The 23481-nt window shown below is 69.2% G+C and carries 25 protein-coding genes and 2 pseudogenes; 10 read left to right on the forward strand and 17 right to left on the reverse strand.

Annotated features, from left to right (window positions below):
- Positions 1–41 precede the first annotated feature (41 nt).
- Positions 42–800 carry a GntR family transcriptional regulator gene (locus ACFYRY_RS28915; protein WP_389151813.1) on the forward strand — a complete coding sequence of 253 codons (759 nt, stop codon included), beginning with the start codon at positions 42–44 and terminating at the stop codon, positions 798–800.
- A gap of 283 nt (positions 801–1083) precedes the next feature.
- On the opposite strand, the gene ACFYRY_RS28920 is transcribed toward ACFYRY_RS28915, so the two are convergent.
- From ACFYRY_RS28920 to ACFYRY_RS28965, 10 genes and pseudogenes are all read right to left on the reverse strand, one after another.
- Positions 1084–1656, reverse strand: coding sequence for a hypothetical protein (locus ACFYRY_RS28920; RefSeq protein ID WP_389151816.1), 573 nt, complete (start codon positions 1654–1656; stop codon positions 1084–1086).
- A gap of 41 nt (positions 1657–1697) precedes the next feature.
- Positions 1698–1923 (reverse strand): annotated as a pseudogene (locus ACFYRY_RS28925) (transposase); the annotation flags it as partial.
- Positions 1924–1954: 31 nt separating this feature from the next.
- Positions 1955–2341 (reverse strand): DUF4440 domain-containing protein, encoded by a 387-nt coding sequence (locus tag ACFYRY_RS28930; RefSeq protein ID WP_389151818.1) that lies wholly within the window; start codon positions 2339–2341, stop codon positions 1955–1957.
- A 103-nt stretch (positions 2342–2444) separates the two neighbouring features.
- Positions 2445–2960 carry a hypothetical protein gene (locus tag ACFYRY_RS28935; RefSeq protein WP_389151821.1) on the reverse strand — a complete coding sequence of 172 codons (516 nt, stop codon included), beginning with the start codon at positions 2958–2960 and terminating at the stop codon, positions 2445–2447.
- Positions 2961–3016: 56 nt separating this feature from the next.
- Positions 3017–5059 carry a hypothetical protein gene (locus tag ACFYRY_RS28940; RefSeq protein WP_389151823.1) on the reverse strand — a complete coding sequence of 681 codons (2043 nt, stop codon included), beginning with the start codon at positions 5057–5059 and terminating at the stop codon, positions 3017–3019.
- Positions 5060–5141: 82 nt separating this feature from the next.
- Positions 5142–5543, reverse strand: coding sequence for a hypothetical protein (locus tag ACFYRY_RS28945; RefSeq protein ID WP_389151826.1), 402 nt, complete (start codon positions 5541–5543; stop codon positions 5142–5144).
- A gap of 130 nt (positions 5544–5673) precedes the next feature.
- The gene (gene mycP, locus ACFYRY_RS28950) at positions 5674–6897 is read right to left on the reverse strand and encodes a type VII secretion-associated serine protease mycosin (protein WP_389151829.1); all 1224 of its coding nucleotides are present in this window, start codon (positions 6895–6897) and stop codon (positions 5674–5676) included.
- A 29-nt stretch (positions 6898–6926) separates the two neighbouring features.
- Positions 6927–8573: a translation initiation factor IF-2 gene (locus ACFYRY_RS28955; RefSeq protein ID WP_389151832.1), complete on the reverse strand. Its 1647-nt coding sequence runs from the start codon at positions 8571–8573 to the stop codon at positions 6927–6929.
- The gene (locus ACFYRY_RS28960) at positions 8573–9034 is read right to left on the reverse strand and encodes a hypothetical protein (RefSeq protein WP_389151835.1); all 462 of its coding nucleotides are present in this window, start codon (positions 9032–9034) and stop codon (positions 8573–8575) included. Before ACFYRY_RS28960 ends, ACFYRY_RS28955 begins: the two co-directional genes overlap by 1 nt.
- Positions 9035–9309: 275 nt before the next feature.
- Positions 9310–10254 carry an LAETG motif-containing sortase-dependent surface protein gene (locus tag ACFYRY_RS28965; RefSeq protein WP_389151837.1) on the reverse strand — a complete coding sequence of 315 codons (945 nt, stop codon included), beginning with the start codon at positions 10252–10254 and terminating at the stop codon, positions 9310–9312.
- Positions 10255–10687: 433 nt separating this feature from the next.
- On the opposite strand from ACFYRY_RS28965, the gene ACFYRY_RS28970 reads away from it, so the two are divergent.
- Positions 10688–12373, forward strand: a complete 1686-nt coding sequence (locus tag ACFYRY_RS28970; RefSeq protein ID WP_389151840.1) for an alpha-amylase family glycosyl hydrolase — start codon at positions 10688–10690, stop codon at positions 12371–12373.
- A gap of 18 nt (positions 12374–12391) precedes the next feature.
- Here ACFYRY_RS28970 and ACFYRY_RS28975 read toward each other — a convergent pair whose 3' ends face one another.
- Positions 12392–13114: a DUF4142 domain-containing protein gene (locus tag ACFYRY_RS28975; RefSeq protein WP_389151843.1), complete on the reverse strand. Its 723-nt coding sequence runs from the start codon at positions 13112–13114 to the stop codon at positions 12392–12394.
- 370 nt (positions 13115–13484) lie between these two features.
- On the opposite strand from ACFYRY_RS28975, the gene ACFYRY_RS28980 reads away from it, so the two are divergent.
- Positions 13485–14444, forward strand: a complete 960-nt coding sequence (locus ACFYRY_RS28980) for an alpha/beta hydrolase family protein (protein ID WP_389151845.1) — start codon at positions 13485–13487, stop codon at positions 14442–14444.
- Between the two features lie 179 nt (positions 14445–14623).
- Positions 14624–15322 carry a DUF6445 family protein gene (locus ACFYRY_RS28985; RefSeq protein WP_389151848.1) on the forward strand — a complete coding sequence of 233 codons (699 nt, stop codon included), beginning with the start codon at positions 14624–14626 and terminating at the stop codon, positions 15320–15322.
- A 64-nt stretch (positions 15323–15386) separates the two neighbouring features.
- Here ACFYRY_RS28985 and ACFYRY_RS28990 read toward each other — a convergent pair.
- From ACFYRY_RS28990 to ACFYRY_RS29000, 3 genes and pseudogenes are all read right to left on the reverse strand, one after another.
- Positions 15387–15833: pseudogene (locus ACFYRY_RS28990) on the reverse strand (aminopeptidase P family N-terminal domain-containing protein); the annotation flags it as partial.
- Between the two features lie 63 nt (positions 15834–15896).
- Entirely contained in the window at positions 15897–16466 is a 570-nt protein-coding gene (locus tag ACFYRY_RS28995) for a hypothetical protein (protein ID WP_389151851.1), read from the reverse strand.
- 170 nt (positions 16467–16636) lie between these two features.
- Positions 16637–17005, reverse strand: a complete 369-nt coding sequence (locus tag ACFYRY_RS29000; RefSeq protein ID WP_389151854.1) for a DUF6479 family protein — start codon at positions 17003–17005, stop codon at positions 16637–16639.
- A gap of 181 nt (positions 17006–17186) precedes the next feature.
- Here ACFYRY_RS29000 and ACFYRY_RS29005 point away from each other — a divergent pair, with 181 nt between their 5' ends.
- Positions 17187–17882, forward strand: coding sequence for a DUF4328 domain-containing protein (locus ACFYRY_RS29005; RefSeq protein WP_389151857.1), 696 nt, complete (start codon positions 17187–17189; stop codon positions 17880–17882).
- A gap of 66 nt (positions 17883–17948) precedes the next feature.
- Here the strand turns inward: ACFYRY_RS29005 and ACFYRY_RS29010 are convergent, their stop codons facing one another.
- Entirely contained in the window at positions 17949–18713 is a 765-nt protein-coding gene (locus tag ACFYRY_RS29010) for a hypothetical protein (protein WP_389151860.1), read from the reverse strand.
- Between the two features lie 122 nt (positions 18714–18835).
- Entirely contained in the window at positions 18836–19210 is a 375-nt protein-coding gene (locus ACFYRY_RS29015; RefSeq protein WP_389151863.1) for a hypothetical protein, read from the reverse strand.
- Positions 19211–19503: 293 nt separating this feature from the next.
- Between ACFYRY_RS29015 and ACFYRY_RS29020 the strand changes: the two genes are divergently transcribed.
- The 4 genes from ACFYRY_RS29020 to ACFYRY_RS29035 all read left to right on the forward strand — a co-directional run bounded on the left by ACFYRY_RS29020 (position 19504) and on the right by ACFYRY_RS29035 (position 21708).
- Complete coding sequence (locus ACFYRY_RS29020; RefSeq protein ID WP_389151866.1) at positions 19504–20076, forward strand: hypothetical protein; 573 nt, start codon at positions 19504–19506, stop codon at positions 20074–20076.
- 140 nt (positions 20077–20216) lie between these two features.
- A complete protein-coding gene (locus ACFYRY_RS29025) occupies positions 20217–20567 on the forward strand; it encodes a MerR family transcriptional regulator (protein ID WP_389151869.1) in 351 nt (116 codons plus the stop codon).
- Positions 20568–20832: 265 nt separating this feature from the next.
- Complete coding sequence (locus tag ACFYRY_RS29030; protein WP_010986199.1) at positions 20833–21036, forward strand: cold-shock protein; 204 nt, start codon at positions 20833–20835, stop codon at positions 21034–21036.
- Positions 21037–21426: 390 nt separating this feature from the next.
- Positions 21427–21708, forward strand: coding sequence for an SCO5918 family protein (locus ACFYRY_RS29035; RefSeq protein ID WP_362433017.1), 282 nt, complete (start codon positions 21427–21429; stop codon positions 21706–21708).
- 147 nt (positions 21709–21855) lie between these two features.
- Here ACFYRY_RS29035 and ACFYRY_RS29040 read toward each other — a convergent pair whose 3' ends face one another.
- On the reverse strand, positions 21856–22569 hold the full coding sequence (locus tag ACFYRY_RS29040; RefSeq protein ID WP_389151872.1) for a CGNR zinc finger domain-containing protein: 714 nt from the start codon (positions 22567–22569) through the stop codon (positions 21856–21858).
- A gap of 89 nt (positions 22570–22658) precedes the next feature.
- Here ACFYRY_RS29040 and ACFYRY_RS29045 point away from each other — a divergent pair, with 89 nt between their 5' ends.
- Positions 22659–23456, forward strand: coding sequence for an MBL fold metallo-hydrolase (locus ACFYRY_RS29045; RefSeq protein WP_389151875.1), 798 nt, complete (start codon positions 22659–22661; stop codon positions 23454–23456).
- Positions 23457–23481: the final 25 nt, after the last annotated feature.

Consider the following 23481-nt stretch of genomic DNA (forward strand, 5'->3'; position numbering starts at 1 on the left):
AAAGACCCACCGCATCGCATCGCGGAGGAATCGGAGAGCCCATGCCTCGAGAGGCGCCGTACCTCGAAGTAGCCGACTCGCTGCGCGCCCGGATCCTCAGGGGAGAGTGGGAGGTCGGCGTCCGCCTCCCCTCACGGGCACAGCTCGCCGAGGAGTACGGCGTCGGCCGTAACGTCACGCAGCGAGCCATGGACCGCCTGATCATCGAGGGGCTCCTCGAAGGACGCGCGGGATCAGGCACCTACGTCCGCAGGCCGCGCGAACGGATGCGCATGGTCCGCTCACGACACCGCGAACGCCGAGGAGGTTCCCCTTTCCGCGCCGACATGAGGGAGCGGGGGCAGGCCGGGACCTGGGAATCGCACAGTCAGGCCCGAGTCCCCGCCCCGGAACCCATCGCGGAGCGGCTCGCCATCGACCCGGGGGATCTCTGCGTGACCACCCGGTACGAGTTCCTGGCAGACGGACGCCCGGTCCAACTGTCCGAGTCCTGGGAGCCGATGGCCGTCACGGACGGAACACCGATCGTGCTCCCCGAAATGGGGCCCCTGGCCGGCGCGGGCGTGGTCGAGCGCCTGCGCTCCATCGGCGTGGAGGTCGAGACCGCGGTGGAAGTGCCGCGCCCCGCCAGGGCGACCCAGGCTCAGGCCAACCTGCTGGGCATCAGCGTGGGGGACTTGGTGCTTGAGATCGAGCGAACGTACTACGACACCGGCGGGCGGCCTGTTGAGACCGCTGACATCGTCGTGCCGGACGTTCGCTGGGAAGTGGCCTATGAGTTCGGGGTCGACCGGGGGTAGCTTTCTGACTTCGTCAGAAACCCGCAGTGTCGGCCCAGCAGAGGTGCACGCTGAACAAGCTGTGAAGCCCACGTCATAGGCGGGTCGGCATCCGGACCCTGAGACTGGAACGCATTGCCCTGGGCGAGCCAGCGGTGGATCACCTGCTCGTTGGCGGTCACCACCTGCTGGGTGGCTCCGTGGGCGGTGTCCCGGTCGGGGTAGGAGGCGGAGCGGGTCAGCATGGGGGCAGCCTCTCAGATCACCTGGTCAGAAGCTGCGCTTGCACAGATCGGCAGCCGGATCAGTAGTCGGAGAAGTTCCAGAACATGCCCACTTCGGTGTCGGAGACGACGATCAAACCGCAGTCCTCCGAGTGGTCCTTGCTCAGCGCCAGCGGGCTGTACCCCCAGTGCGACGTCATGAAGTCGAGTGTGCCGGGCACAGGGCCGGGCCTGCTGACGTTGGTGTGGTACGTGGCCGCATCCCCGTACCGCGCGAGGATCGTGCGTGCCATGTCCCGCAACTCCTCCTCGCTCTCCGTGAAGCGCTTCAGGTTGGACAGAGTGCAGCAGTCGTCCGTGAGGGCCAGCAGCAGGTTCTCGGCGCTGGTCCGGTCGATTTCATGGAGGCGCGGGGCGATGTACTCCGGCGGGTGGACGGCGAACGGGTACGTGGGGAACGCCTCGCGCTCCGGGGCCTGCGCCGCGTGGTCCAGACCGGTCCAGCCCCGGGGGTCCGGGACGGCTCGGGCCATCAACGCGAGGACGTCGAGGACCCAGTCCTTGTGGCGCCGCGGACCGGTGGCGTCGTACGGGTATGCGTCCGCGAACAGGTGGCGTACCGCGGCTTCCCAGGAGGTCTGGTCGATGGACATGTGGTGCCGGCCCCTCTCGGCGGGCGCTAGGTGTATCGATCAGAGTCGATCGCGCACCGCGACCAGTCCAACTCGCCGTTCGTGCCGAGTCGATCGAGCACGACACGGTGCAGCTTGGCCCACACTCGGGCCCTGGACCAGTACGTGAAGCGGTGGTGCACGGTCTGCCAGGAAGCGCCGAAGACCGGCGGCAGTTGTCGCCAGGTGCACCCTGTTGTGGCCACGTATATTGATCGCCGGGAGTACTGCCGGATCGTCAGCTCTCCGCCGCCGAACGATCACCGTCCGCGACTCGTAGCTACATGCTGTCGGGCGGGATGGGTGTGGCCTGGTGGTAGTACATCTGCCACGTTGTGGCCGCACCCTGCTTGCGCCAGAGCGAACTCCGCCGTGCGCGGTTTCCATCGAACGTGGTCTCGTAGGTGAGGTGCACCAGCCCGGGTGCCAGCAAGACCCCGGTGAACTCTGAGGGTTCATAGCGCGGACCGCTCTCTCCCGCACCGTCCAGCTCGGGCAGCGCGGCGAGCATGTCGTCATACGTCCACCGTCGCCCCGAAGCGCCGACCTCAACGAAATCCGGGTCCAGCAGCTGACGGGCAAGCGAGCGTGACATACGCACGCTGGGGTTCATAAGGCGCACCTCACCTGCGATCGCTGCGCGTACCTCATCTATCTCTGGGCTCATGCAGGCATCTTCGCTCAGGTGGCCAAGCCCATCGCAACCGAGTTACCACGCGGAGCGTAGCTCAGTTTCCGGCTGACGGGTCGCCCCCTATCGAGACGATCCCTTAGGCGCAATTCAATGTTTCGATGGCGGCGGGGAAGTAGGTACGCATGAACTTCTCGATGGATTCGCGGTGATCGGCGCCGTGAATATCTCGGGACACCCGCATGAAGAGAGAGAACTCGTCAGTTTCCTTGGGGCCGTCACTGCTGTCGATTGATGATTTGCAGGGGGCTGTTACAAACGCGCCGTCATCCCCGACGACCGCCCGGGTGCCAAGGCCTTGAATGCGTCGCGGACTCTGAAGTGTGGTTGTGGATTCGTGACCCGGAGAGGCGTACTTCAACGGGTCGATGGTTCCCGCATGCCAGCTGAACTCGAACTCGATGGCTTCCTTGCCGTCAACGCGAATGAAGCAATACTCGCCGATGGTCGGCTTACTTCTGTTCACCCGGTTCGACTCGGTCACGTCGCCGCGCGGGTCCAGCAGCGGCTCTGACAGTTTCGTACTCACGGGCGTGCCGCAGAGGGACTTCGGTGTCTCGGGAGAAGCGGCCCAGGTGGTACGCCAGATGATCACGAGAACGATGAAGCAGCCGACCGGGACAACAGACAGAAGGATCTTAAAATTCCTACTCACTTACTGGCCTCTCCTGAGACTCCACGAGCCTGTCGAATGCCGGCTTCTGTTGCCTCGTCAATCGAATTCTGGACGCCATAGAGTTCGGGCTGCTTATCCCCGTGATTCTGGTTCCACACGTCCGCCAAGGCCATCAACTGCTGCTTACGGCTCTCATAGTGAGCCACATTGTCCTCGGTCGCCTTTTCGTCAAGGCGCTTCTGTTCGTCTTCGAGCCACTTGTCCGTGACGTAGTCGAACCCCGCCTGGACGTCGTCACTGGCCACGGGGATATAGCTGATTGCCTTGTCGACGAGAGGCTTTGCCTCGAACTCCGCGACCTCGGGGTCTCCCTGTGCCTGAACGCGGGCTTCCTCCAGAAACCCCACCGTCCGGCCGCTGCGGAGCAGGGGCTCATCGGACTTCGAGTGATCTGCGTGGATGTCGGCCACCATGGCCTGGTTGAGACCGCCGTTCAGTGTTCCGTACGCGTCCTCGTCCTTGGATACCTGCTTCACGACCTCAAAGAGATCACCCTGGTCCAAGGGGGCCTTGCTGATGTCGATCTCGCTCATGGACGCGTGTACCGTGTCACCCCGGTTGACGAGGATGTTCGCCATGGGCTCCCTCAACGACGAGGGCATGTCGTCTCCGCTGTCGGCCAAGTACGTGAACGCCGACTTGAAGACGGCGTTGCTCGTTGCGCTGTGCTTGACGTACTTCGCGTTCTCGTCCGAAGGATCGATACCGGTCGCCGCTGCCTGCAGGGCCGAGCCGAAGCCCTTGCGGTCGTCGGCGTCCAGGCCGGGGGAGTACGTGGACACCTTCGGGCCTTCGTGCTCGTGGAGGGTGACGTCCCAGTCGCGATCCTTCATGAGGTACTTCATGCGGTCATCGGAGTTGAGGTAGTTCGCCGCCGCGTCAGGGTCGTGGCTCATGATGCCGAGCATGCCGTCCACCGGGTCGTTGGCGAACCAGCCGCCCTTCTTGCCGCTGTACTCGCCCTTCAACTGCCAGATGTCCGGGTCCTTCTTCTCCGCCGCGATCATGTCGTCGGTGAGATCCGAGAGCATGCCGGGCGAATACCCGTGGCCCTTCTCCATGAGGGTGACGAGCGACTGGTAGCCGACGGCCTTGTCGAGGCGGGCGCCCTGGGCGTCGGTGGCGTGCCGTTCGACGCCGGCTTTCCGCATGTCGTCACGCCAGTCCTCGTACCAGTCGGACTTGGTGTTCTTGGTCGCTGTGGCGAGGGAGTTCGCCAGGCCCGTCTCGATCGTGGAGTAGTCGCGGACTCGGTCCCCGCCCCTGACGTGGATGAGGTCGTTCAGCTCGTTCGTCAGCTGGATCGTGCCGTTGGCGCCCAGTCCGTCGAGGAGTGTCCGGGAGAACGCCTGGTTGTCGCTGTTGTCGCGGAAGAGGCGCTCGAGCTCAGCGAGTTCCTTGTCCGAGAGGTGATCACCCTTGCCGAGCTTCTTCAAGCTCTCTTCGGCCGCCTGCCCCTCGTACTTCTCGATGTCGTTCGTGGCCTCGCCGTTGAAGCCCTTGCCGCCGGCGATGATGCTCGAGTCGATCACCACGGACTTGAGGGCGATCTCGACACCCGCGTCCGCGTCCGCAACGTCCCGGACCGCGTTGTTGATTAGCTGCTGCCAGGACTGCGCGGCCTCCATATAACCGGGGTCATGGTGTAGCGCGCTGCGTTCCGCCTCGGTCATCTTCTCGGTGTCGAAGCTGACGACTCCCTGGTCCGACACCTTCATGCCTGCGGCGATGGCCTCTTGCCGCGCGGACTTCAGTTTTCCGCGCAGCTCGACGAACTGGGTGTGCGCGTCCCTCAGCAGTCCGGCAACGGCCTTTGCCTCCGTCTGTGCGTACTGGAACTCCTTGAGTGTGACGTTGAAGCGGGCGTTGGCAGCCTCGGCGCTCAGACCGTTCCACGCCTTGCCCAGGGAGATGCCGTGTACGTCCCGCCGGTACGCCTTCTCCTGTTTCTCGAACTCGCCTGCCATGCCGTCCCAGCGGTCGGCCGCAGTCGTGAGTGCGGAGAGGTCGGTGCTCATGATCTCGTGATACGTCGGCATGTATTTCCCCGAGAATTCCTCTGAGAAGCGAAGTAGGGCTGCGGTGGTCGGGCGGCGACCGTCAGAACCCGTCCAGCGAGGACGCCTGCCGCACCCTCGATCCGACGGTCAGGTCCGTGCTCTGAAGCACTGTGTTCGCGCTACGCAGTGCTTCCTTCTCCGAGCCGAGCCGATCCATCAGGGACTTCACCTGCTCGCCCCACGTCTTGTGTGCCTTCTTCAGAGCCGACGACGTCAGCCAGCCCTCGCCGTCCTTGGCGTTGAACGCCTTGATCGCGGACTCGGTGTCCTCATCCGCCCATCGGCCCGCTTTGCCCGTATCAGGCTCGATGTGCTGCTCGATCGCGTTCGCGGCGGCCTTCTTTTCGGCGGGTGAGGAGGCCAGATCCTTCTGGCCGCCGCCGAGTACCGGAGGCGGTGTGGTGGTCCCGCCGGAGTCGGCCGGCAGCTGGTTGAGCCGCATACCCACCGACGGTCCTTCTGCGCTGTCCGGAGCTTCGCCCAGTCCCGTGCCAGCCATCGTCATGCCTCTCCCCGTGCCCGGTCGTACCAGGTGATCGCGCGGCAAATCCGCACGGCAGAATATCCGCGGCTCATGCGCGTCGGCGCCTGACTGCGACGAAGCCGGCCAGAGCCCCGCACAGCACTGCGGCCCCGATGCCAAGGCCGATCCAGAGGCCTGTGCTCCCGCTGTCCTCCGAGGACGAAGCTGCGGCTTGGGAGTCGGGTCCCTTCGCAGGGGCGTTTCCGGCTTCAGGCGCCGAGGCCTTCGAGCTCGGTGATGCCGATGCCTCCGCGGCTGCGAGGTCCGGGAGGGGGTAGGCGTCGGCCTTGCCGGGGTCGCCGGGGTTCTGCAAGGCGATGCGGGGCCGGACGATGCCGTAGCCGATGGCGTCGTTGCGCTTCTTGCCGTCGGTCGGGGCGCCGATGGTGTTGAGCATGACGCGGAGGACCTGGTTGTTGGTCCAGGTGGGGTGCTTGGACCAGATGAGGGCGGCGCTGGCGGAGGCTAGGGCGGTGGCGTCGCTGGTGCCGCTGGTCTCGCACAGGCCGGTCTCGCGTCCGCAGGCGTGGACCATGTCCTCACCGGGAGCGGCCATGTCCACCTGAGGGCCGTACTGGGACCAGGAAGCCCGCCGGAGGTTCTTTCCTACCGATGCCACGCCTACGACACCGGGTGTGGCCGCTGGGTATTCAACCGGGTTTCCCTTGTCTCCGCTGTTGCCCACAGCTGCGAATACAAGCGAACCGCGAGTCAGGGCATATTTCGCAGCAGCATCCAGTTCGGGCGAGTGGGCCGTCGTGGAGGCTGAGATGTTGATGACCCGTGCGCCAGAGTCGGCTGCGTAACGAATGGCTTTGCTGAGGTAGGCCGGTCCTGAGAAGGGATTTTCGTCATACTTGCCCGGCATCCGGATGGGGAGGATCTTCGTGCCCGGTGCGAGGCCGAACGCGCCCTTTCCACCTTCGTATGCACCCGTACCAGCGATGAGCCCAGCCATCCCTGTCCCGTGGCCGTCGTAGTCCGTGTGCTCGTCACCGGCACGGCTTGTGGGTGCAAGGTCCTTCCCGGCGAGCACTCGGCCCTTCAGATCGGGGTTGTCTGGATCGACTCCCGTGTCGATCACAGCGACAGTAATTCCCCTGCCCGTGCTCGTCTGCCACATCTGCTCGGCCTTCATGGCATCGAGGAACCACTGTTTCTCGCGGGTCGACTCCGCGCTGGCCGGCGTGCCTGCGGCGCCCACCAGTAGCAGGCCGAGGACCGCCGCTGCCGTGGCTCGGCGGCCCCTGTGTCGAGTGCTACTGGTACGCATGAACTTCGCTCTCTTCGTTCCCGGATACGTCAGTCGATGACCGGCGGCATGGCGGGGCGGACGCCCTGTCGCCAGGTCTCCTCATCCTCGACCACGCCATATGGTCGCCCGTTGCCGTTGCCGTTGCCGTTGCCGTTGCCGTTGCCGTTGCCGTTGCCGTTGCCGTCGTGTGTTCTGTTCCCCGGAGGCCGGTGAGACGCACCAGATCCGCCCCCCTGCCTCTCGCCCTGACGGCCCGCGCTGGACGTACCGCCTACGACACCACGGCGCGCGGTGCCGGGATTGGCGGCGGTGCCTGGGTTGCCAGGTGTGGACGCGCCGCGGCCCGCAGTGCCAGGACTCGCTGCGCTGCCTGGGTTGCCAGGCCTGGACACCGCCGCCCCCGCACGTCCCGGCTGCTGGGGACGGGCAGTACCCGCGCCTTCGTTCGGCAGTGGACGCCCACCGATGACGCCACCGTTCGAGACACGACGACCAGGCGCCTGTCCCTGCTGGCCCATCGCCTGACCGACTGGGTTTGTCGAACCGGCGGTCGGACCCATCGGCCCACGCGTGGGCATACCCTCGCCGCCTACGATGGTGCCGCGTGGGATGCCCGTTGACTTGCCTGGGGACTGTGGCACAGGGCGGCCCCCGACCACACCGTTACCGCCTCCGGTGCCGCCCCGGGCCATCCCTGCGGGACTCGCCGACGCCCCCAGCCCAGGCTGGACGGGCATCCGGCCCATGCCAGGATTCCGCCCTTGCACTGGCGGGGTGTTGACTAGGGTGCCGAACGCCGGTGGAGCCGCGCCAGTCTGAGGCGTCGGGCCACCCTTCAACTGGTCCGGGCTGGGCGAGACTTCTGGCACACCATGCGGGGACTGCGTATGCGGAGGCAGCGTGCCAACGGAGTCGATGCCCATCCGCGTGGGCTGATCCAAGTCCAGCTGTGGACGGCGTTCAGGCGATGGCACTGCTGAGGACTGGCGAGGAGCGGTCGCATCGGACCGTGTATCCGAGCCGTGCGTCGCGTGAGAAACCGGAACAGTGCCCGCCCGGGACATGTTCTGTCCGGAAGCCGCCGGACGAGCCAGGTCCTTGTATTCAGTGTCTCGCACCGGCACGAACGCCTCCGGCGGCGGCGGAAACTTAGGCCTCTCCAGCTTCCCCATCTCCGTCGCCGACACCTGATACGTCTGCCCCAGCTTCCGCATCTGCGCGGCCGCCTCCAGGCGGACCTTCTCCCGGTCCGCCTGCAGCGCGGCCAGTTCGGTGCGGGACTTGGCGCTCACCGCTGCCGCGTCGGGATCATTGTGCGCGGACTGGGCCGCCGCGAGATTCGCCTTCGCGCCCGGCATGTCGCGTGGGATGGACGCCTGTGCCGTGGCGATCGCCCCCGACGTCTGGCCCAGCCACTTCGCCGCGTCCTCGCTGAAGTCGCCCAGCCGCAGGGTGGAGTTGGCCAGGTCGCCGGCCCAGGTGCGGAAGGCCTCGGCGCCGTCGCCCTTCCATTCCACGTACTGCGGGCGGACCTTGAGGTCCTCGGCGATGCTGCGGATCTCCTTGGCCGCCGCGATCAGGCGGTCGGCTGCGGCCTGCACCGTGCCTGAGTTGGCCTGATCCAGCCACGCCAGCATCTGCTCGTGGCTCATGTCCTCGAAGGGCGTACCGCCCGAGGGTGCTTCGGCAGACATCAGATGGAGCCTCCGGCGTCGCTGTCGGACGGGCCCTTGTGGGCGCCGGTCTGACCCGTCCGTGCCTTCTCGGGGTCGTAGCTTCCGCCGTAGTGCTTGGTCGTCTCGGTGCTGATCGCCACCATGCGGTCGCGGACGTCCAGGTCGATGCCCTGGTAGCCCTTGTGCGAGGCCAGTACGGCGATGCTCATGCCCTCCATGGAGTCGGACAGGAGCTTCGACAGTGTCTCCAGTTCGCCGATCACCGTCTCGTACGCGGTGTACAGGCCGGCCGCCTCGGCCCACGCCCCGTCCCCGCCGCCGAGTTGGTGGCGTACGAGCTGCTCCTGGCGGACCTTGTCCGGGCCCGCCGCCGAACTCTTCAGGTCACGGATCAGCTCGTCGACGCGGGCCTGGAACTTCGTGAAGGACGAGAACTCCGCGACGACCTCGGCTGCCGCGCCGGCAGCCTCCTGTGCCATGTCGAACACGTCAAACACCCATGACGGCCCAGACGCCGCGCCACTGTCGCTCGGCGACACCCTGTCCTCCCCCGTAGGTCATCAACAGTCAACGACTCGTAAGTAACTGTAACTACCAGCAGTGACAGCGAACACCCAGACCGTTTCCGGGAGGTGAGGTGATTCCAGCCAACGCCGCGAGGAGAAACCGCAGCCGAGAAACGCCGAAGAGGCCGCCCGCGCCATGATGGCGGGCGGCCTCTTCAGGTCAGCCAGGACTGCTCAGTCCCCGTCGGTCAGGAGCGCGTCGCCTTCCGGCGGCGGGTCATCACGACGAGGCCCGCGCCGCCCGCGAGCAGCACGGCCGCGCCGATCGCGATCGGGCCGGTGCTGCTGTTGGCGCCGGTCTCCGCGAGGTCGTCGCCGCCGCCCTTCGGCGTGACGGCCGGGGCGGTGGTGGACTCGGAGGCCGAGGGGGTGGGGCTGTCGGTGCCCGGGGTCTCGCTGGCCGGCGGCTCGGTGGCGGCCGGGGGCGTGGTCTCCTCCGCCGGCGGCGTCGCGGGCTCGGAGGGCTTCTCCGGGGTCGTCGCGGGCGGGGAGGCCGGGGTGGTCGGCGGCTCGGACGGGACCGTCGTGCAGTCCTTCGTGCCGCCGTTCCAGCTCGCGATCAGCTTGTCCTTGATGACCGGGCGGTCCGGACCCTTGGGCAGGTCGCCGTGGACGAAGCCGTCCTTGGCGTCGAGCTCGCCGTCGAACTTGACCGCGCCCCGGTACAGGTCGACCTGCGCGAAGCAGCCCGCGTCCGGCACCGCGATGTCGAGGGACTCGGTCTGGCCCGGCTTCACGGTCACGGTGTCGAAGTCGACGAAGACCTGCAGTCCGGAGGTGTTGAAGGAGGCGCCGTGGGCGAGGTACGAGGCCAGCGAGGCGGTGCAGGAGTCGGCGTCACCGGCGGTGCGGACCTTGACGTGGACCTTGCCGTCGTCGGTGGGCTTGAGGTTCTGGTCGTCGACCTTGACGGAGTCGAAGAAGCCGGTGCCGTCCAGGGAGAACTGGCAGCGGTCGGTTCCGGTCTCCGTGCCGGCGCCCGTGCCGGGCTTGTAGGTGCCGCCGGACTTCCAGCCGTCGCCGCCGGGAGTGCCCTGGGCCCAGGAGTTCGGGGCGGAGACAGCACAGAGGACGAGCGCCGCGGCACCCGTCCCCAGCAGGCGGCGCGCGGTGAAACGTCTGGCTATGGACATGCGGATCCCATCAGGGTGAGGGGGTGGCGGGTGCTCCGCAGAGCACCGTCGTGACAGTCACCGGGTTCACTGGTCAGGCGAATCGCCTGCATGCAGCACATGCGTCACGTGCGCCACACGGAGCACATAAAGCACATGGAGCACGTAGGCATCACATGCATCAGAAACAGCACATGCATCACATGCAGCACATGAGTCATGTGCATCTTGCGCGTCACGTGCCTCACGTGAATCACAGTGTCCGCACATCGTGGATCTCCGTGCGGAAGCTGTCAACCTGCGGCAATGCGGGGAGGGTTCAAGGGGTCGTCACAATTTCATCACACGGGGAATGAATCACTCCGAAGGCGTTCGAGTTCGCTTTACCGACAATGGGGACAGGTACGTAAGTGGCGCAGTGCCAGCCGTTGACCACCGCCCCGAGGGAGACCGCGTGACCGCCCCGCACTCCGACCGTTCCGCTCGCCCCGACCTGCCTGCCGACCTGTCCTCCCGTGACCCCGACTGGTGGCGGCAGGCGGTCGTGTACCAGGTCTATCCCCGCAGCTTCGCCGACGCCGACGGCGACGGGCTCGGGGACCTGAAGGGCGTCACCCGCCGGCTGACCCATCTCGCCGCCCTCGGGGTCGACGCCCTGTGGCTGAGCCCCTTCTACCCCTCCGAACTCGCCGACGGCGGCTACGACGTCGCCGACTACCGTGATGTCGACCCGCGCCTGGGAAGCCTCGACGACTTCGACGCCCTGGCCGTCGAGGCCCACCGGCTCGGCCTCAAGGTGATCGTCGACCTCGTCCCCAACCACACCTCCCACCAGCACGTCTGGTTCCAGGAGGCGCTCGCCGCCGGTCCCGGCTCCGCCGCCCGGGACCGCTACGTCTTCCGCGACGGGCGCGGCACGCACGGCGAGCTCCCGCCCACCGACTGGCAGTCCGTCTTCGGCGGCAGCGCCTGGCAGCGGGTGCCCGACGGGCAGTGGTACCTGCACCTGTTCGCGCCCCAGCAGCCCGACCTGAACTGGGCGAACGACGAGATCCGCGCCGACTTCCGGACCACCCTGCGCTTCTGGGCCGACCGCGGGGTCGACGGCTTCCGCGTCGATGTCGCCCACGCCCTCGCCAAGGACCTCGACGAACCGCTGCGCGACCTCGGCGCCCCCGCCCTCAGCGCCGAGGCGGCCCTGTCCGAGTTCCCGCCCGGCACCCACCCCTTCTTCGACCGTGACGACGTCCACGAGATCTACCGCGACTGGCGCAAGATCCTCGACGCCTACCGTCCACCCCGGATGGCCGTCGCCGAGGCCTGGGTCCCGGGCGCCCGGCGCGCGCTGTACGCCCACCCGGACGGACTCGGCCAGGCCTTCAACTTCGAGTATCTGCAGACCGGTTGGGACGCGGACGAGCTGCGCCAGGTCATCACCGACTCGCTGGCCACCGCGCGGGCGGTCGGCGCCTCCGCCACCTGGGTGCTCTCCAACCACGACGTCGTGCGGCATGCCTCCCGCCTGATGCTGCCGCCCGGCACCGACGACAACGCCTGGCTGCTGTCCGGCGGCCACGCCCCGGCGGTGGACGAGGCGGCGGGCCTGCGACGGGCCCGGGCGGCCACGCTGCTGATGCTGGCGCTGCCCGGATCGTCGTACCTCTACCAGGGTGAGGAGCTCGGCCTGCCCGAGGTGGCCGACCTGCCCGTCGAGGTGCTCCAGGACCCGATCTGGGAACAGACGGGACGTGTCCGCAAGGGGCGTGACGGATGCCGGGTGCCGCTGCCGTGGGCGACGACGGGACCGTCGTACGGCTTCGGGGCGGGTGGCGCGTGGCTGCCGCAGCCGGAGAGCTTCGCGCGGTACGCCGTCGAGGCGCAGGACGGGACCGACGGCTCGACCCTGGAGTTCTACCGCACGGCCCTGCGGGTGCGCCGCAAGCTCCAGGAGGGCGAGTCGCTGACCTGGGCGGACGGCGGCCCGCCCGGGGTGCTCGACTTCAGCCGCCACGACGGCTGGCGCTGTGTCGCCAACCTGTCCGGGACGGCCGTGCCGCTGCCGCCCGGAGAGGTTCTGCTGAGCAGTGCCTCCCTGGCGGACGGGCGGCTCGGCCCGGACACCACGGTGTGGGTCGCGTAGGCCCCCTCAGCCGGCCGACTACTGCTTGATGGTCGGCGGGGTCGTCGTGGCGGTCGGCGGCGGGGTGAGGACGACCATCGGTTCGCCGGGCTGCGCCGCGGGCGGGGTGAGCTGGTCCGAGGGCAGCTTCGGCGGGGTGGTCTGGGTGAAGAGGGCCTGGTCGAAGTTGACCATGCCGGTGTTCTCCATGACCGTGATGTGGTCCAGGACGGTGGCGTTGGCCTGGTCGGCCAGCTGCCGCACCAGGCTGTTCTTCGTGGTGGACCGGACCTTCGCGATGGTGTTGAAGATCGAACCGTGCGTCACCCGAAGGATGTTGGCGAAGTCGGAGTCGAACTGCGTGCCCTTGGGGTCCGCGGTCAACTGGTTGACGAAGCCCACCTGTTGCGGACTGGCCACGTTGGGCAGGGTGATGTTGAGCATCGGGGCGATCTTGCGACACGTGGTGTCCAGCGCGGCGTGACCGTCGATCAGGTGGTTGGAGGCCGTCACGACCTCCTTCGCCGTCCCCTTGCTCACTCCGATCTGCCCCACCGGGTACTCCCACAGCCCGGCCGCGCGGACCTTGACCACGAAGTCCCGGTCCCCCTCCGTCAGCGGGCCCCACTGGGTCTGGGAGATGACTCTGTCCTGGGCGCTGGAGACGGTGTCGAGACCGAGCATCGAGGGATAGGCGAGCGCTGCCAGGGTCAACGTGAGAGCTCCGCCCACGAAGAGAGTTCCCATTGCGTTCCGCGACATGCCCACGGTGCCTCCTGCCCCGGCCGGGTGCCCACCGGTCGGCGGGCCTGACGCACAGAGGTACGGATGAGGGGGCCCCTGAAGTTCATCGGATTGGCAAAAAAATGCTCGGGGTGTGAGTGGGGGCGGGGAGAAGTCGCCGTCGATGCGGGGGACTTCCCGCTTCCCGTGTCCGCGGGCGGCCGCCGCGGCCAGGCTCTTTCGAGGACCGTGATGACCGTTGACAAAGCGGAACGGTGTTCCGTATCGTAAGTGGAACGTTGCTCCGTTTCAGCCTGTCTGAAGCCGGACGCTCCTGACCGCCTCGCCCAAGCTCGCCGGCCGAAGGCCCGGCATTACGCGGCAGAGGCCCTTCAACGGAAGTCACCCCATGAGTGAATCGACGTACCCGGCCGACATGTTCGGCTCGCCCGCTCCCGTCCTCTCGGTCAGCCCGGTGGTGCTGCCGGCTCCTGGCCGGGCCGTGGACCTGGAGGTGCGGGTGTCCGCGCCCGTGACCGGGACCGACCTGCCGGTCATCCTCCTGTCGCACGGTCAGGGCTACTCCAACCACCTCTCCTCACTGAACGGCTACGCCCCCCTCGCCAACTTCTGGGCGGCGCACGGCTTCGTCGTGATCCAGCCCACCCATCTGAGTTCGCGGACGCTGCGCCTGGATCCCGACACCCCCGGGGGACCGCTGCACTGGCGGTCCCGAGCCGAGGACATGACGCGCGTCCTGGACGGTCTCGACGTGATCGAGGCCGCCGTGCCGCAGCTCCACGGGCGCCTGGACCGGGGCAGGGCCGCCGTGGCCGGGCACTCGATGGGCGGACACACCGCGAGCCTGCTGCTGGGCGCCCGGCTCACCGATCCGGACGACGGAACGGAGGTGAACCTGGCCGAGCCCCGGATCAAGGCGGGTGTCCTGCTGGCGGCGCCCGGCAGGGGCGGTGACGCCCTCACCGAGTCCGTGGCCGAGTCCTTCCCCTTCTTCCTGACCACGGACTTCTCCGGGATGACGACGCCCACGCTGGTGGTCGCCGGCGACAAGGACACCTCCGGCCACCTGACGGTGCGGGGCCCGGACTGGCACACCGACCCGTACCACCTGGCCCCGGGCCCCAAGTCCCTGCTCACCCTCTTCGACGCGGAACACGGGCTCGGCGGGGTCTCCGGATACGACGTCGCCGAGACCACCGACGAGAACCCCGAGCGAGTGTCCGCGGTCCAGCGCCTGACCTGGGCCTACCTGCGCAGCGAGCTCTACCCCGGGGACGCGGCCTGGCGGACGGCGTGCGATGAGCTGGCGGCGAGTCCCGACCCGCTCGGGAGGGTCGAGTCCAAGTAGGCGCGCGCGGGCACCACTTCGGAGGCGGGCGTTTCCTTTTGCGGCACCTTCTTCCGTGGCCTCTCCCGTTGCCTCTCCGTTGTCTCTCCTCTCGGTTGACCGAACATTGACCACTTCGCGGGAGACTGCGGAGGCAAACGCGGGAGACTCCTGACCGGCCTCGGGCCTAGGTTCGCGGCATGTCCATGCCACAGCGGTCCTCGCGGCCCGGGAGGGCTGCCGCGGCTCTCCCCGTACTCCCCTACCGCAAGCCCACCAAGGGCCGCGACTACTGGGTGATCGACGACGTGTTGCCGGACGTCGACGCCGTGCGGGAAGGCTGCCTCGGCAAGGACGACTGGGTCGAGGGCTATCCGCACAAGCCGGAGGCGTGGCCGGGGCTACGGGCGATGCCGGGGCTCGATCAGGATCAACTCGCGCGGGTGGAGCGGGTGGTGAGGCAGGCGACCGGGGTCAAGGAGCTCTGGGTGCAGAAGGCGCCCGGCGGGGGCACCCTCAACCACAACTGCGTGCAGGTGGTGGGGGAGGGGGAGAGCACGCCCCGGCCGCACACGGACTCGCGGTCGCTGTGCCGGTACGCCGCCGTGCTGTATCTCAACCCCGGCGTGCCCAAGGACTGCGGGACCAGTTTCTACCGGCAGTCCCTGCCCGGCGGGCGGCTCGGCGGCAATGTCGTGCAGGCCCCGCACAACAACCTCGTCGACGCCCTCGGAACGCGGTTCGTCGCGCCCGACGCCTTCGAGGAGGACGTACGCGTGCCTCACCGGTACAACCGTCTGCTCCTCTACAACGCCAACCTCGTGCACAGCGCGACGGGTTACTTCGGCCGCACGCTGGCGGAGAAGCGGATGACGGCCGTCTTCTTCTGGATGGCCTGATGGCCTGATGGCCTGCTGGTGGGCGGTCTGAGTCTCACGACGTCCTCGACGCGGACGCCGAAGCGGCCCGCAGCTTCGGCAGCGCGACGGTCAGCGGGCGGTACGTGGTCAGCGGCAGTGCCTCCTGGAGGCCCAGCAGGTGCAGCGCCCAGGTGGAGTCGCTGACGCCGTAACGGCCGTGCGGACGCAGCAGCCCGGCCGCCACGGCGTACGGGTCCTGGTCGTCCCTCCACGCGGAGATTCGCAGGGCACCCGCCCCGGGCGACGCCTCCGCGTCCGGGCGCTCCGACGCGGGGACCAGCAGCCGGGGGGCGGAGCCCGGGGTGACGACGAGGAGGGTGAGGCGTTCGGTGGGCGCGGTCGGGCGGTGGCCGCAGAGCCAGACCATGTCGGGGCCGGGGGTCACGAGGAGCCCGGACAGCCCGACGGTCGCCGCATAGCGGGCTGCGCGGTCCATGCGGGCGGCGTAGTCCTGCTCGTGCGGTGTCAGGCCTTTTGGTATCTCAGTCATCGTCTTGCCTGGCCGTTCTGCCTGGCTGTCCTGGCCGACGGTCCCTTTCGGTGGGTCTGCCGGTCAGTACCGCACCGCCCGCGCCACCTCCGTCCGCACCTTGCCGGTCAGCTGACGGTTGCTGCGGGCGGTCGCCTTGCCGGAGTCGCCGGCCGGGACGTCGGAGACGGTCACCACGACCGCGTCGAGCAGTTTTCCGGACTGGTCGGTGAAGTCGACCTGGACCGCGAAGGACTTGGTGGAGTCGGTGGAGTTCGCTGCGATGACCTGCACCGTCGTACGGTCGTCGGCGGTGGTCGGCTCGCCCAGTCCGACGGAGCCCTTCGCGTTCGCGCCGCCCTTGATGTCGTCGAGCTTCCGGCCCACCTCCGCCGTCGCCGACGCCAGCGCCGACGAGGCCTCCGACGCCTCCGAGGCGAGCGAGGACGCGGCGGCGGTCGCCTCCTTGCCGACCGACCGGGCGGCCGACTCGGCCTCGCTGACCGTGCTCGACGCGCTGTCGTTGCCGGAGCAGCCGGCGAGGCCGGTCAGCGCGGCCAGGCCCAGACCGGTCAGGGCCAGACCGGTGAGGGCGGCGGTCGTGACCGCCGTCGGCGCCGCGCCCTTCGTCCGGCGCGCACGGGTACCGGCCATTTCGCCTCCCGGGGTGTGGGGTGTCCCGTCCAGTGAAGGTCCGCGTGGGGACGGGCGCATGCCGGGTGCATCCACATGGCTCAGCCCTCACGGCATGGCACGGCATGGCTCAGCCCTCACGGCGGCGGCCCCTCCTCCGCCGGGAACCCCTGCTCCAGCCGGGGCAGGGCTCAGGTGTGACCGATGCCGCCGCTGCCGAAGGAGCCGCTGGAACCCGGCAGCCAGCGCTTTCGGACCTGGTCCTTGCCGCGCCGGGTTCCGGAGGAGTGGAGCTGGTACGGCATGAGCCGTTCCCGCTCCTCGGACACCGGCACTTCGTCCGGCTCACGTATCTCCCGTATCTCATGGATCGGGCCGGTCGTGGGAAGGTGCGGCTGATCCTCCGGGCGTGGCCGCGGCAGTTCCCGGTCCCGGACTCGCATGCCGAACACCACGGCACATACCAGTGCGCCGGCGATGAACAGCCCACCTGCGAAGGCGGCGATCACGTTGAGTACTTCGTTCGACGTGGCCGCCACTACAAACGTCGCCGTACTCATATGTCGATTATGGACGAAAACGAGAAGTTTGTGAGGTCGGGTTTGTCCCCGGCTTGATCACGGGGACGGGTACCGGACGCCGCCTTCGGACCGTATGGCATGGTCGTATGGCATGGCTGTGACAAACGCGGGGCTCTTTGGTGATGGCCCGCGCTTGACGTCACCCTTCAAGATTGACCGGATGAACGATCAAACACCGCAGCCCGCCAACTCTCCCTCCGACCTGCGGCCCGTCCTGTGGACGGCCCGCTGTGCCATCGCCGCCCTCGTCCTCGCCGGCGTCGCCTGGCTGGCCCGGGCGGTGTGGGAGACCCGCCTCGCGATGACGGGGCAGCCGGCGTCCGGGCCTCCGGACCAGGGCGACGGCAATCACCGGAAACTGACCTCGCTGGAGAACGCGTACCACTTCGTCAACACCCTGGGCGGCGCCACGGTCGTGCTCTGCGCGCTGCTGTTCCTGTCCTGGCTGTGGCGGGTACGGGACAACGCCCGCGCCCTGTCCGGCGAACCGGCCCGCTACTCCTGGATCTGGATGTACCTGGGCTGGATCCTGCCGATCGCCAACCTCTGGATCCCGCGCGGTCTCGTCGTCGACATACACCGCGCCAGCGCGCCCGGCAGGCGGCTGCCGAGCTCGGTGAACTGGTGGTGGGGCCTGTGGCTGATCGGCTTCGTCGGCGGCGTCGGCGTCATGTCCGACGACACCACGGACGAGATCATCGCCCGCGCCTACACCGACGTAGGGATGCTCCTGGCCGCCGACGCGGCGATCGTGGCCGCGGCCGTGGCGGGGGTCTTCATGGTCCGCGCGGTCACGGCGGCGCAGCTGGAGCGGATGGCGGGCGAGGGCGCGGGAGCGGGTACGGGGTCGGCGTAGGGAGCGTCGGCTGACCGGCCGAGGTCCGCTCCGACGACGACCGCCCCCGCCCCGTTCGCCGCCCGCCTACGAGAACGTCGCGTCGCCGCTCCACGAGAGCTCCACCCCGCCACCGAGGCGGAGTTGGACGGCGTGCCGCACCCGCTCCTTGAAGTGGTCGACCAGCCACTTCACATAGGGGTGCGAGTAGCCGGTCGTCCGGGTCAGGCCCTGGATCAGCACCGTTTCGCCACCGTTGGCGGCGACCTCGGCGGCCAGGGCCTTGATGTTGTCGGGGCGCCCCCACTGGGTGGAGGTGTTGATGTGGATGCTCGCACCGGCCGTCGCCGCGGACGGCCCGTGGGTGTCGATGGTCCGCTGGGTGCTGGTCGACCGGGCCGTGAGGTGGAACTGGGCGACGTGCAGCCGGATGGCCCCGCCCTGCAACTGCGAGGCGCGCACCATGCAGTTGAGGTGCACGGCCAGGCTGCCCCCGCCGTCCAGCGGCACCGTCACCCACTCCGAGATCATGTTCAGCCCGAGGTTGCCCTGCTCGCCCCGGCGGAAGCGGAAGTCGTCCACCCGCAGCCCGTCGAAGATCTGCTCCAGGAACCGCATGGGCTGCGACGAGGCCAGGCCCTCCGCGGACTCGACGAGCGGCCGTTCCGTGCTCAGGGGCGCCCGCTGCACGACAGCCCGGCCACCGTCCCCGGCCCCCAGCAGCCGGTTCACGGCGGCGTTCCCCGCGCTGCGCTGGAGCTCCAGCAGCGCGGGCGTCCGCCCCACGGCCCCGCCCCGCCGGGACGGCGCCCCCTGGACCTGCGACGACTGCTCGGACTTGTGGGCACGCAAGAGCAACACCTTTCCTGGGGGCAGCCCCCGACGCCGGGCCCGCCATCCGCTCCTCTCTAGCCGCATCCGGCCCACCCCTGAAGGTCCTCCCGGGCAGACTTTCGGCCTGCCGGGCCGGTCGGTCAGCAGGGCTCGTCCGGGTGGGTGCGGGCGGCCTGGGAGCGGCTGCTGATCAGCCAGGGGGCGGCGGCGGTGGGGGGCTCGTCCGGGGGCTGGCGGGTGTCGACCGTCAGGTGGAGGAGGGTGCCGTGGCCGTCCGGGTCCGCCGGGTAGCTGCGCGGTTCGTCGCAGTGGAAGCCGTGGCGGAGCAGCAGCGCGACGCGCTGGCTGACAAGGGGGTCCTCCGCGATGATGCGGACCTCGGCGAGACCCTCGCCCTCGGGGGGTGACATGCCCGCGGCGAAGTGCGCGTCCGCTTCGGTGCGTACGGGGGTGGAGACGGGCGGAGCCGTCGGCGTGCGCTGCGTGCCGGGGGAACTGTCGGACCTCGTGTGCATCACGGTCACCTGTTTCCGGTTTCGCCGCATGCCCGTTATGTCCACCGTACGCCAGGGCGGTTGTGGCCGGTCGGACGGTGCGGGGCCGGGCTGGTGGTGTGCGGGCGGGAGTACCGTGAAAGGGCCGAGGGCTTCTCGTGCGCCCCTCCCGCGGTGCCGCTCTCGGCGGATCACGACGCCGGGCCGGACCCGTCCGCGCCCGGGGCAGGGCTCGGGCGATGACCTTGGACGTGCCCCCTCGCACCCCGCCGCAGCGCCGGCGCCGATACCCCTCGCCCCTCGAAGGGGAACGGGTGCGCCCGCTGAGCCGAGGTCAGGTCGAGGACCGTTGGCGGGAACTCGGTGATCTGTACGCGGACACCTCGGGCGTCGAGCCGGGGCAGTGGGCCGGGTCCCGCGCCGCCTTTCTGCGGCGGCTGGCGGTCGACGTACGGCAGCCCGGGTTCGCGCTGCTGGTCGCGGAGACCGTCGTCCGTGACGAGACGTCCGTGCTGACGGGGTGCGCGTACGGCTTTCCGGTACGAGTCGACGGCCCCTGGTGGCGGGGCCTGGACGGATGCCTCCCTGGGCACCTGCTCCGTCTGGCCGCCTCCGGCGGGCTCTTCGCGGTCTCCGGGATCCTGGTGCCGGACCGGGTGCGGGCCCATGACCAGGACCGTGACTGGAACCTCGCCAGGCGCCTGCAGAAACGGCTGCTCAGCGACCACGACGGCGCGCTCGGCGTCTTCCTGGTCGACCGGGGCGACGTCGCGACCCTGGAGGCGCTGCGGTCCTGGGGGTGGCGGTCGGTCACGGCCGAACCCCGGGACGACGGTCTGCTCGGTACGCCGTCCGGCCCGCGCCGGGCGCTCGTCGTCGATCCCTGAGCGGAACGGGTACGGCAGCTGAACATCCAGCTGAATATCTGTGTTCGCCGCAGCAGGGATTCCACCCGGGCGACTAAAGTTCTGGAGCAGGACCCAGCCCCTGTGGCGGGCGCGCTCCGGCGGCCCGCGGGAAGGCGCACATGCCCCCACAAGAGCAGCCGCCCGCCGGCGACCCGCTCGACGACGACCACTACCCCGCGTACACCATGGGCCGGGCGGCCGAGCTGATCGGTGCCACGCCCGGTTTCCTGCGGGCTCTGGGCGAAACCGGGCTGATCGCCCCGTCCAGGTCGGACGGCGGTCACCGCCGTTACTCGCGACACCAACTGCGGCTGGCCGGCCGAGCGCGGGAGCTGGTCGACCAGGGCACGCCCGTCGAGGCCGCCTGCCGCATCATCGGTCTGGAGGAACGGCTGGAGGACGCCCTGCGGGACAACGAGGAGCTGCGCCGCCCGGCGGGGGTCTCCGGAGCAGGGGCGCGCGGCGAGTGAAAACCTGACATCGTCGGAGCAGGATTGCGGGCCGCGGTGGAAAAGAATTCCTCGGTGAATCCCGGCAGGCTTTTAGCGCATTTAACTCGGTCGCATTACTTCGCCCTTGCCTCCGATTTGTTTCCGGACCTCCCGTGCTAGGCTCGGACTCAGTTGCAAGTGTGGTTGCCATTTTGCTGCCGGTTTTTCCGGGCAGGTGATCATCGCAGCGATGAGGAGGCCCGCGCAGTGCGGGTCCCCAAGCACTGCCTTCAGGAGATATGACATGGCCACCGGTACCGTGAAGTGGTTCAACGCGGAAAAGGGCTTCGGCTTCATCGAGCAGGACGGCGGCGGCGCCGACGTTTTCGCTCACTACTCGAACATCGCCACCCAGGGCTTCCGTGAGCTGCAGGAAGGTCAGAAGGTGACGTTCGACGTCACGCAGGGCCAGAAGGGCCCGCAGGCCGAGAACATCGTCCCTGCCTGATTTATCCGCGATCGCTCGCGCGCTTCGGCGAAACGGGGCCCGCACCCAAGGTGCGGGCCCCGTTTGTTTCCCCTGTTCCGCCGGGAAACCGAGCCGGATCCAGATCCCCGAATTGGCGCGCCGCCCGCGCCGTGATGTCGGGCGTGTCCCCCGTGATCGACCCTCGCGAATACGCGCCCGGGCGTCCTGGACAGCCGTGCTGACCACGGCCCCCGCCGACTTGCCCACCGCGGACCCCAGCCCTCGCTGATCCCGGTCCGCGAAGCACAGCCCCGCTGACCATCGTCCGCGGACCACGGTCACGGCCGGGCACCGCTCCGGCCGGCAGCTGACCGACACCGGCCCCGAAGGCATCCCCCCGCCGTTCCCTCGACCCTTGGTGAGGCACCCATGCGCTGCGTGATCGCCCGTTACCCCTTCGACCTGATCAAGTCCGAGGTGGAGACACAGATGGAGGGCGTCCGACCGGAGGCCGCCACCGGGGCCTGCGTGGCCATCGGGCGCAAGGTGTTCCCGGTCAAGCAGGTGGGCGAGATCATCACCCGACAGGACCGCCGCGACTTCACCGCCTTCGAGGTCACCAGGGCGCTCACCCGCCTGGGCTTCACCTGTCACACAGCGCCCCTGGAGACCCCCGCGCCCCGCTCGGAGTCCTTCCCGACCCTCGGCTGACCGCCCCGCACTCTCCACGCAGCGTTCCGACGCCGATCCGCCGGCCCTCAGGCTGACGGGTCGGCGTCGTCGCGTCGGCGTCGGCGTCGGCGTCGGGGTACGGGTACGGGGCCGCGTCGGTGGGCGGCCGGCCGGCGGTGGTCGCGGTCAGTTCGTGCTGGTGTTGGTGCCGGTGTTGGTCCGGCGGGCGTAGGCGCGGGCGGCGCGGGCGCGGTCACCGCAGCGGGTGGAACACCAGTGGCGGCGGCCGTGCCGAAGCAGGAAGCGGTTGCACGGGGGTGATCCGCAGGCAGTGAGGCGCTCGGCGTCCGGGCCGGTCAGCAGGTCGGCGGTGTCCGCGGCCAGGCTCGCCAGGGCGTGGTCGACGATCTGTGTCGTGGGGTGGGAGGGAGCGCGGTACAGACCCCGCTCGGGATCCCAGCGCAGCAGGGAGGCCGCGGGGGCCTTGGTCAGCGCGTCGTTGAGAGCGGCGAGGGCGCCGACGGGAGCGGGCAGGTCGTCGACCCGGGAGGCGAGCAGCGCCCGGATCTGCTCCCGCAGGGCCCGGGAGCGGGCCGCGCACATCTCCTGGATGTCGACGTCCACCGGGGCGAGACCGCGGTCCATCAGCCACTGTTTCGTCGTGGCGGGCGTATCGAGAAAGTCCAGAATCTGACCGCCGGGCAGGGCGATCACGCTGTTCGCGAAGTCGAGTGCGGCGTACTGCTCGGCCCCGGGGGCGGGCGGGACAACCGCCTCCGGCGCGGTGGCCGACGATTCGGCCCGCGAGGCCGACGAGTCGTCCGGTGAGGCCGATGGTGATGTGGTGGTCGGCTCCGGTGCCGCCGTCCGCCCCGACGACCCGGTCACGGTGTCTCTCATGGTTCTCATGGTACGTCTTGCGTCCATCCGTGAGAAACGGCTACCGTCTCTCACGGCTAGACCCCTTGTCATCCGTGAGGAGTTCTCTCGTGTCCTTACCCACCCCTGCCGCCGCCCGCGCGTCCGCCGAGCAGGTCCCCGTCCGTGTCTTCGGCGGGCCGACCGCCCTCATCGAGTACGGCGGGCTGCGCATACTCACCGACCCCACCTTCGATGCCCCGGGCGATTACTCGAGGCCGGGCCGGCCGACCCTGACCAAGACCGCGCCCGCCTCCGTCGCCCCCGCCGACCTCGGCCCCGTGGACGCGGTGCTGCTCTCGCACGACGAGCACGCCGACAACCTGGACCACTCCGGCCGGGCCTTCCTCGCCGACGTACCCGTCACCCTCACCACGCCCAGCGGCGCGCCCCGCCTCGGCGGCACCGCGCAAGGGCTCGCGCCCTGGGAGTCGGTGGAACTGCGCCGTCCCGACGGTGGCACCGTGACGGTGACCGGGGCGCCCGCCCTGCACGGACCGGACGGTGTCGAGGGCGTGGAGGAGGTCACCGGCGAGGTGATCGGTTTCGTGCTGACCTCCGCCGACCTGCCCACGGTCTACGTCAGCGGCGACAACGCCTCACTCATCATGGTCGAGCGGATCGCCGAGCGCTTCGGGCCCGTGGACACCGCCGTACTCTTCGCCGGGGCGCCCCGCTTCCCGGTCCTCTTCGACGGTGCGCCGATCGTCCTCGACAGTGCCGGAGCGGCCGAGGCCGCGCGGATCCTGGGCGCCCGCCGGGTGGTCCCCGCGCACTGTGACAGCTGGGCCCACTTCACCGAGGGTCGCGAGGACCTGGTGGCCGCGTTCACTGCCGCCGGACTGGCCGACCGTCTGCAGCTGGGCTGAGCGGCCCCGGCACACCACGGTTCAC

Source organism: Streptomyces sp. NPDC005263 (assembly GCF_042872365.1).
Taxonomy (GTDB): Bacteria; Actinomycetota; Actinomycetes; order Streptomycetales; family Streptomycetaceae; genus Streptomyces.

Bases quoted from the DNA above. Each gene is read 5' to 3' on its own strand.
- ACFYRY_RS28915 (WP_389151813.1), top strand. From the start codon at position 42: ATGCCTCGAGAGGCGCCGTACCTCGAAGTAGCCGACTCGCTGCGCGCC.
- ACFYRY_RS28920 (WP_389151816.1), bottom strand. From the start codon at position 1,656: ATGTCCATCGACCAGACCTCCTGGGAAGCCGCGGTACGCCACCTGTTC.
- ACFYRY_RS28930 (WP_389151818.1), bottom strand. From the start codon at position 2,341: ATGAGCCCAGAGATAGATGAGGTACGCGCAGCGATCGCAGGTGAGGTG.
- ACFYRY_RS28940 (WP_389151823.1), bottom strand. From the start codon at position 5,059: ATGAGCACCGACCTCTCCGCACTCACGACTGCGGCCGACCGCTGGGAC.
- ACFYRY_RS28945 (WP_389151826.1), bottom strand. From the start codon at position 5,543: ATGCGGCTCAACCAGCTGCCGGCCGACTCCGGCGGGACCACCACACCG.
- mycP (WP_389151829.1), bottom strand. From the start codon at position 6,897: ATGCGTACCAGTAGCACTCGACACAGGGGCCGCCGAGCCACGGCAGCG.
- ACFYRY_RS28955 (WP_389151832.1), bottom strand. From the start codon at position 8,573: ATGTCTGCCGAAGCACCCTCGGGCGGTACGCCCTTCGAGGACATGAGC.
- ACFYRY_RS28960 (WP_389151835.1), bottom strand. From the start codon at position 9,034: ATGGCACAGGAGGCTGCCGGCGCGGCAGCCGAGGTCGTCGCGGAGTTC.
- ACFYRY_RS28965 (WP_389151837.1), bottom strand. From the start codon at position 10,254: ATGTCCATAGCCAGACGTTTCACCGCGCGCCGCCTGCTGGGGACGGGT.
- ACFYRY_RS28975 (WP_389151843.1), bottom strand. From the start codon at position 13,114: ATGTCGCGGAACGCAATGGGAACTCTCTTCGTGGGCGGAGCTCTCACG.
- ACFYRY_RS28980 (WP_389151845.1), top strand. From the start codon at position 13,485: ATGAGTGAATCGACGTACCCGGCCGACATGTTCGGCTCGCCCGCTCCC.
- ACFYRY_RS28985 (WP_389151848.1), top strand. From the start codon at position 14,624: ATGTCCATGCCACAGCGGTCCTCGCGGCCCGGGAGGGCTGCCGCGGCT.
- ACFYRY_RS28995 (WP_389151851.1), bottom strand. From the start codon at position 16,466: ATGGCCGGTACCCGTGCGCGCCGGACGAAGGGCGCGGCGCCGACGGCG.
- ACFYRY_RS29000 (WP_389151854.1), bottom strand. From the start codon at position 17,005: ATGAGTACGGCGACGTTTGTAGTGGCGGCCACGTCGAACGAAGTACTC.
- ACFYRY_RS29005 (WP_389151857.1), top strand. From the start codon at position 17,187: ATGAACGATCAAACACCGCAGCCCGCCAACTCTCCCTCCGACCTGCGG.
- ACFYRY_RS29015 (WP_389151863.1), bottom strand. From the start codon at position 19,210: ATGCACACGAGGTCCGACAGTTCCCCCGGCACGCAGCGCACGCCGACG.
- ACFYRY_RS29025 (WP_389151869.1), top strand. From the start codon at position 20,217: ATGCCCCCACAAGAGCAGCCGCCCGCCGGCGACCCGCTCGACGACGAC.
- ACFYRY_RS29030 (WP_010986199.1), top strand. From the start codon at position 20,833: ATGGCCACCGGTACCGTGAAGTGGTTCAACGCGGAAAAGGGCTTCGGC.
- ACFYRY_RS29035 (WP_362433017.1), top strand. From the start codon at position 21,427: ATGCGCTGCGTGATCGCCCGTTACCCCTTCGACCTGATCAAGTCCGAG.
- ACFYRY_RS29040 (WP_389151872.1), bottom strand. From the start codon at position 22,569: ATGAGAGACACCGTGACCGGGTCGTCGGGGCGGACGGCGGCACCGGAG.